The 7,647-nt window shown below is 33.2% G+C and carries 8 protein-coding genes; 3 read left to right on the plus strand and 5 right to left on the minus strand.

The genetic code is table 11. The features are described from left to right. Positions 1–194: 194 nt before the first annotated feature. Together ACIQ2Z_RS09370 and ACIQ2Z_RS09375 are read left to right on the plus strand one after the other, a co-directional pair. The gene (locus tag ACIQ2Z_RS09370) at positions 195–812 is read left to right on the plus strand and encodes a thioredoxin family protein (protein WP_396183883.1); all 618 of its coding nucleotides are present in this window, start codon (positions 195–197) and stop codon (positions 810–812) included. Between the two features lie 41 nt (positions 813–853). After that, the gene (locus ACIQ2Z_RS09375; protein ID WP_396183884.1) at positions 854–1,969 is read left to right on the plus strand and encodes a serine hydrolase; all 1,116 of its coding nucleotides are present in this window, start codon (positions 854–856) and stop codon (positions 1,967–1,969) included. Here the strand turns inward: ACIQ2Z_RS09375 and ACIQ2Z_RS09380 are convergent, their stop codons facing one another. Genes ACIQ2Z_RS09380 through ACIQ2Z_RS09400 form a run of 5 tightly spaced genes read right to left on the minus strand, consistent with a single transcriptional unit; the run spans position 1,970 to position 5,236 of the window. Continuing rightward, positions 1,970–2,587 (minus strand): YiiX/YebB-like N1pC/P60 family cysteine hydrolase, encoded by a 618-nt coding sequence (locus tag ACIQ2Z_RS09380; RefSeq protein WP_396183885.1) that lies wholly within the window; start codon positions 2,585–2,587, stop codon positions 1,970–1,972. Beyond that, positions 2,574–3,281 (minus strand): tRNA pseudouridine(55) synthase TruB, encoded by a 708-nt coding sequence (gene truB / locus ACIQ2Z_RS09385; protein WP_396183886.1) that lies wholly within the window; start codon positions 3,279–3,281, stop codon positions 2,574–2,576. Before truB ends, ACIQ2Z_RS09380 begins: the two co-directional genes overlap by 14 nt. Positions 3,282–3,287: 6 nt before the next feature. Continuing rightward, positions 3,288–4,094 carry an undecaprenyl-diphosphate phosphatase gene (locus tag ACIQ2Z_RS09390; RefSeq protein WP_396183887.1) on the minus strand — a complete coding sequence of 269 codons (807 nt, stop codon included), beginning with the start codon at positions 4,092–4,094 and terminating at the stop codon, positions 3,288–3,290. Between the two features lies 1 nt (position 4,095). Beyond that, a complete protein-coding gene (locus tag ACIQ2Z_RS09395) occupies positions 4,096–4,338 on the minus strand; it encodes a DUF3098 domain-containing protein (protein ID WP_396183888.1) in 243 nt (80 codons plus the stop codon). Positions 4,339–4,360: 22 nt separating this feature from the next. Then, on the minus strand, positions 4,361–5,236 hold the full coding sequence (locus tag ACIQ2Z_RS09400) for a cell division protein FtsX (RefSeq protein WP_396183889.1): 876 nt from the start codon (positions 5,234–5,236) through the stop codon (positions 4,361–4,363). 150 nt (positions 5,237–5,386) lie between these two features. On the opposite strand from ACIQ2Z_RS09400, the gene ACIQ2Z_RS09405 reads away from it, so the two are divergent. Continuing rightward, positions 5,387–7,647: DUF559 domain-containing protein (locus ACIQ2Z_RS09405; protein ID WP_396183890.1), on the plus strand; the 2,261-nt coding region annotated here is incomplete at its 3' end.

A 7,647-nucleotide genomic window follows, 5' to 3' on the forward strand; every position in this document is an offset into this window, starting at 1 on the left:
TGCAAATATAAAGAATAAATGATTTTATTTTTGAAAATTGTATATGGGTTTCTTACTATGGTTTTAATTTCTTACTATTTGTTGGTTTTCTTTTGTCTTTTTATTGAATTTAGTTTCTAATTTTGTGAAATGCTATAAATGTTACAATTGAAGATTATAATGTAGCCTACTTTTGTGTCCTAAAGCCTAAGTTTATGAAAGAGATTATTAAAAAAAGTTTAGAGAAAAGTTTTTCTTATACGACCTATAGAAATCTAGTTTCTGTTTTGCTTTCTCAAGGAAAAGCTACCGGAAATAATCAATCTGAAGTGTTAACTCATTACAGTGAAATAAATGAAGTTCGCATGAATCGGTTAGACAAAACTATCATTATTACAGATGAGGTAAAAGCAAAATTATCCGGTTTACAATCAAGCTATATTTGGTTAGTAATTTCAGAAGGATGGTGTGGTGATGCCGCTCAAATCCTTCCAATTATCAATAAAATGGCAGAACTATCACAAAAAATTGATTTGCGAATTGTTTTCCGTGATGAAAATGAGCAATTAATGAATCAATTTCTAACCAATGGAGGAAAAGCTATTCCTAAATTAATCATTATAGAAGAAGAAACCTTAGAAATTTTAGATCATTGGGGACCAAGACCTGAAGGAGCTTCAAAATTAATAAGTTGTTATAAAGCTACCTATGGAATTGTAGATGAAATAGCCAAAACGGAATTGCAAAAATGGTATTTACATGACAAAGGAGTAAGTACACAAAAAGAGATAATTGAAAAAACAAAAGAAATTGAATTGAAAAATGTGGTGTAATTAATTATATTTCCTACTTTTATTTTTTAATATTTCTTATTTTGAAACATTTTTTCTATGTAATTGCAATTTTATTTATTGGTTGTGCCAGCAAAAAAAAGCATGTCACAGCGTTTAATTATGTTTATAATCATAAAGACCCTAATTTACAACGGATATTTACAAATCCTAAAAAATATGAAGTACAAATACTCTATACTAGGGTTTCGGAAGAACCTCAAAAAATCAATTTTAATACTGACTATTATTTAGCTAAATCCAACGCATACTTTTATCCGGCTAGTGTAGTTAAATTACCAATTGCAATTTTAGCGTTAGAAAAATTATCCAGAAATAAAGAAATCAACTTAACTACTAAATATAAAATTCAAGATGATACAACGGATTATTCAATCTATGATGATATTACAGACGTTTTAATTCTTAGCGGGAATGAATCTTTTAATCGGCTTTTTGATTTTGTTGGAGGTCAAGACTCTATAAACGCTAGATTAAAAACATTGAATATTGAAGCACAAATAAAACACCGCCTTTCAATCCCAAATTCAGATGATGTAAAAACAAAAGAAATAGTTTTTGAAAAAAACATCGTTTTTCCAAGTATTCAAAGCCAACCAATTAAAAAATTGAGTATAAATAATCTTCAAAAAGGTAAAGGGTATTATCAAAACGACACTTTGATAAGTGAACCAATGGATTTTTCTTTAAAAAATTATTATCCAATTGAAGCTATGCATAATACATTAATGCGTATTTTTTTTCCAACTTCCTTTCTAAAAAGTCAACGATTTCATTTAACTAAAGAAAATATGATTTTTCTAAAAGAGACTTTGAAAAAAGTACCAAGAAAAGCAGGTTTTTTAGATAATGAATATCATGATAGTTATGGGAAATTTTTTATGTATGGGGATTCAAAAAAAAACATACCCGACCATATTGAAATTTATAATAAAGTTGGTCAAGCCTATGGGACATTAACCGATTGTGCTTATGTAGTGGACACAAAAAAAAATATTGCCTTTTTTTTAACGGTGACTTTGTTAGTAAATGAAAATGAGATTTTCAATGATGATGTATATGAATACGATTCAGTGGGAATTCCTTTTATGGCCTCTTTAGGTAGGGCTTTTTATGAATATGAAATGAAAAACAAATAATTAGTTTAATTTTCCAATTATTTTTATTTTATCCGAAGTGGAAATACCACCGGGATTGCAACCGGGTTTTCCTTCTGGAATTTGTATTCCAATATTTTTATAGTATTCAACCCATGCTGGAAAAAAATCATTTGAATTAGGTTTTTTAAAAGTCATTGGTTTTAATTCAAAAAAAGGTTTACCGTAGGCTCCTAAAAAAGCATCATAAATAAGTTCAGAACAATAGTATTTTCCGTTGTCATATAAATAATCATCATCATAGGGAATTCCAATTTGTTGATTTGAAAACCAAATAACTTGTGGGATTAATTTTTTATATTTAGATTTTACTCTTCCAATCAACATCGTGTTTTGCGTATTTTTTGAAAATTGTTCTAATGTAACTCTACGAACGGCATTTCCGGCCGCTTCAATTACAAAAACAGAATCATTTAGGATGTATACTAAACCTAAATGACTAAAATCATTCCCGTTATAGCCTTCTGTAACGGCATGAATGGCTTCGCATAATTCACCACAATTCATTTTTTGAAAAAGAAGGTCACCCGTTTTCAGTTTACTTTTTTGAGCAATTAAAAGAATCGGAATTAGTAATAAAAACCAACTAATTTTCGCCATGATTTATCATTTGTTTTTCGAATTCTTCCGGCGAAATTGCATTTAAAACATTAAAATTCCCAATTTTCGTTCTGCGTAAAACAGCTAAATAAGCACCTGAATTTAAAGCGTTTCCATAATCATTTGCTAACGAGCGAATATAAGTTCCTTTGCTGCAAACTACTCGAAAGTCAATTTCAGGTAATTTTATTCCGGTAATTTCAAATTCTTGAATAGTCGTTTTTCGGCTTTCCATTTCTATTTCGGCTCCCGCACGAGCATGCTCATACATTCTGATGCCGCCTTTTTTGATAGCAGAAAAAACTGGAGGTTTCTGATCAATTTCGCCAATAAATTGAACTAAAGTGTTTTGAATTAAATTTTCATCAATATGATTAATTGGAAAGGTCTGATTGATTTCAGTTTCCAAATCATAGGATGGTGTTGTGGCTCCAAGAACAAAAGTTCCGGTATATTCTTTAGATTGGCCTTGAATTTCGGTGATTCGTTTGGTGAATTTTCCGGTGCAAATAATCAACAATCCGGTGGCTAGCGGATCTAATGTTCCGGCATGACCGATTTTGAATTTTTTCGGAAGTCCTAACTCGCGTTTCAACGTATATTTCAATTTATTTACTGCCTGAAACGATGACCATTTTAGTGGTTTATCGATTAAGAGAATTTGTCCGTCAAGAAAATCTTGTGCACTTTTCAAAATCTTTTATTTGTTGAGGGAAAAATAAAGTAATAAAATAACTCCTGCTACAATGCGGTAATATCCCCAAGGTTTAAAACCGTATTTTTTAATTACTTCAATAAATAGTTTGATGGCTAATACGGCCACAATAAATGCAATCACATTTCCAATTAAGAATAATTTAATGTTGTCACCTTGCAACAAAAGTTCATAGCCTTTCAATTGAGTAACTTCATAGGTTTTTAAAAACAAAGAATAAATGGTTACCGCTAACATAGTGGGAACTGCCAAAAAGAAAGAGAATTCGGCGGCTGTGGCTCTTGTCAATCCTTGTTGCATTCCACCAATGATTGAAGCGGCACTTCTACTGGTTCCGGGCATCATGGCTAAACATTGCCAAAAACCAATAATTACTGCTTTTTTTATAGTAATTTCTTCTTCAGTTACAACTGTTGGATTTTGAAAACGATTGTCAACAAACAACAAAATAATACCACCCAATATCAAAACTATTGCAATTGGAATAGGATTTCCTAAAACAGCATCGATTTTATCGTCAAATAATTTTCCTAAAATTAGTGCCGGAATTACAGCCGCCCCTAATTTGATGTAAAAGTTAAATTTGGAAAAATCGAAAAACTTTCTCCAATATAAAAACACAACAGCCAAAATAGCTCCAAATTGAATGGAAACCTGAAACAATTTTACAAAATCATCTTCTTGAATACCAAAATAAGAACTTGTAAAAATCATATGAGCGGTAGAAGAAACAGGTAAATATTCTGTCAACCCTTCAACAACGGCAATGATTACTGCTTGTAATAAATCCATCTTATTTCTTTGGTTTTTTCAAAATTGCATAAATAACAACCCCAAATCCGGCCAAAACGACGGTTGGAGCCAATCGAATTCTGCGGAAATTATAAATGTCTTCGCTAAAAACTTTTGGGTCATCGCTACCGCCACCACTCATTAAAATAAAGCCCAAAGCAATAATTCCAATTCCAATTAATAGAATTTTAAAGTTTATTTTTTCAAACAGAAATTCCTGTTTTTGTTCGTTTTTACTACTCATTTTGTATGTGTAAAATAGGTTGTTAATACAAATCGTCTGTTCTTAGATTCAAGAATTTTTGTGTTGCAAAGAATGTGCTAAACCAGGAAATTAAAACACCTAAAACTAAAACACCCAGCAAAACTGCTCCAATCATCAGTTGATCATCTAAAATCCCCAATTTTGGAAAATTAGCATCGATGTATAATAAAACACCAATGATAGCAACAATCGCTAATAAAGCTCCAACTACTCCCAGTTTAATGCTTCGCATGATAAAAGGCTTGCGTATAAACGATTTTGTTGCTCCAACCATTTGCATGGTTTTGATAATAAAACGGTTGGAATAAATGGATAATCGCATAGAACTGTTAATTAGTAAAACAGCAATTAAAGCTAAAAATCCGGTGATTACTAAAATCCAAAAGGTGATTTTTTTGACATTATCGTTTACCAAATCAACTAAATGTTTGTCGTAGACAATATCTGAAATAAATTTATTTTCTTTAAATTTTTGTTCAATGGTTTTAATACTGTCCGCTTGAACATAGTCGGCTTTCAAATTAATGTCGTATGAATTTTGCAACGGATTAAAGCCTAAAAACTGCATAAAATCTTCCCCGATAATGTCTTTGTGTTTAGAAGCGGCCATTTCTTTTGAAACAAAGGTATCGGTTTTTACAAATGCTGATTCTTTCAGCATTGTGTCAAAAGATTTTAGCACACTATCGTTGGCATTATCTTTAAAATAGACAGACATTGGAATTTCTTCCTTAAAGTCATTAGAAATTTTCTTAGAATTTATGACAAATAATCCTAAAATGCCAAGTAAAAAAAGCACTAAAAAAACACTTAGAACTACTGAAAAGTAGGAAGAAATGAGTCGTCTTTTTTGATATTTTTCAAATGAAGATGCCATAGAAAAGATTTTAAGCGGTAAAATTAAAAAAGAAATTGGTTAAACCACAGTTTATAACGCTCAAAGTTTTGAGTTTAGTACAATAAACGTAAATTTGCCCTTTTAAAAACCTTAGCAACTCAGAACCTTAGTTCCTCAGTACCTTAGCATATGAAATATTTCCACGAAAAAGTTGAAGAAAAATGGCAGAAATATTGGAAAGATAATTATACTTTCAAAGCACAAAATAATTCTGACAAACCAAAATATTATGTACTCGATATGTTTCCTTATCCGTCCGGTGCCGGATTACATGTGGGACATCCATTGGGTTATATTGCTTCAGACATCGTGGCTCGTTACAAAAGGCATAAAGGGTTTAATGTGTTGCATCCGCAAGGATATGATTCATTCGGACTTCCGGCAGAGCAATATGCCATTCAAACAGGGCAACATCCTGAAAAAACAACTAAAGAAAATATTGCACGTTACCGTGAGCAATTAGATAAAATTGGATTTTCATTCGATTGGAGTAGAGAAGTTCGTACTTCAAATCCGGATTATTACAAGTGGACACAGTGGATTTTTATACAATTGTTCAAATCCTATTATTGTAAAGTAGCCGATAAAGCCTATCCGATATCAGAATTAATTAAAGTTTTTGAAGCAGAAGGAAACACTAATGTTAATTTGGTATGTGATGACAATGTAGCACTTTTTTCTGCTTCAAAATGGAATACTTTTTCATCAGAAGAAAAGCAAGCAATTTTATTGAAATATAGACTGACTTATTTAGCAGAAACCGAAGTAAATTGGTGTCCTGCTTTAGGAACGGTTTTAGCCAACGACGAAATTGTAAATGGTGTTTCTGAACGTGGCGGTCATCCGGTTATTCGTAAAAAAATGACCCAATGGAGCATGCGAATTTCTGCGTATGCTGAACGTTTATTGCAAGGTTTAGAAATAATAGATTGGAGCGAAAGCATCAAAGAAAGTCAACGAAATTGGATTGGGAAGAGTGTTGGGGCGACTGTGAAGTTTATTCTAAAACCTCACCCCCAACCCCTCTCCAAAGGAGAGGGGAGCGAGCGAGTGCAAGCTTTCAACGATTACGGATATAGAACAGCGAATCCAATTTTTGCAAAAGAATTGATTGCCAATGCAAGAGAAAACAGAAAAATCCCTACTCAAGCTGAAGATATACTTTGGCAAGAAATTAGAAATCAGAAATTGGGTTTTAAATTTCGAAGACAACACTATATTGGTAATTTTATTGCCGATTTTGTCTGTTTAGAAAAAGGATTGATTGTTGAGGTTGATGGTGAAATTCATGAAAATCAAAAAGAATATGATGAGGGAAGAACGTATGAATTGGAACAACTCGGATTTAAAGTTATCCGATTTACAAACAAGGAATTAAAAAATAATATAAAAGAAGTTTTATTAACCATTTCGAATGAGCTAGTAAACGCAGAATCTTTCAACGCTTCGGCTCTCCTCTCCTTTGGAGAGGGGTTGGGGGTGAGGTTTATTGAGGTTTTCACCACCCGTCCCGACACCATTTTCGGCGTCACCTTCATGACCCTCGCACCCGAACACGAATTGGTTTCACAAATCACCACTCCGGAACAAAAAGCAGCCGTTGAAGCGTATGTAGAAGCAACTGCTAAACGTTCTGAAAGAGAGCGAATGGCCGATGTTAAAACCATTTCCGGTGTTTTTACCGGAGCTTATGCTGAGCATCCGTTTACGAAAGAACTCATTCCTATTTGGATTGGCGATTATGTGTTAGCCGGATATGGAACAGGAGCTGTGATGGCAGTTCCTTGTGGAGACGAACGCGATTATGCTTTCGCTAATTTCTTTAAAGGGGAAGAAGGAATGCCCGAAATCAAAAATATTTTCAATCAAGATATTTCAGAAGCTGCATTTGTAGAAAAAAGTGGTTTTGAATTAGTGAATTCCGATTTCTTAAATGGTTTGAATTACAAAGAAGGAACAAAAAAAGCCATCGAAGCTTTAGAGAAGCTAGGAGCCGGGAAAGCTAAAGTAAACTATCGTCTGCGTGACGCGGTATTTTCACGTCAACGGTATTGGGGCGAACCATTTCCAGTTTACTACGTGAAAGGTTTGCCGCAAATGATTGATGTCAAACATTTACCAATCATTTTGCCGGAAGTAGAGAAGTATTTACCAACAGAAGACGGTCAACCGCCTTTAGGAAATGCGACGGATTGGGCTTGGGATGTTGAAAAGTTGCGAGTTGTGAGTTGCGAGTTGATTGACCACATAACCGTTTTTCCATTAGAATTAAACACCATGCCGGGTTGGGCGGGTTCTTCGTGGTATTGGATGCGGTATATGGATGCTCATAACGAAAACGAATTTGCAAGTCAAGACGCATTGAAGTATTGGGAAAATGTAGATTTATA

The sequence above is a fragment of the Flavobacterium sp. genome (genome assembly GCF_044361015.1).
Taxonomy (GTDB): domain Bacteria; phylum Bacteroidota; class Bacteroidia; order Flavobacteriales; family Flavobacteriaceae; genus Flavobacterium.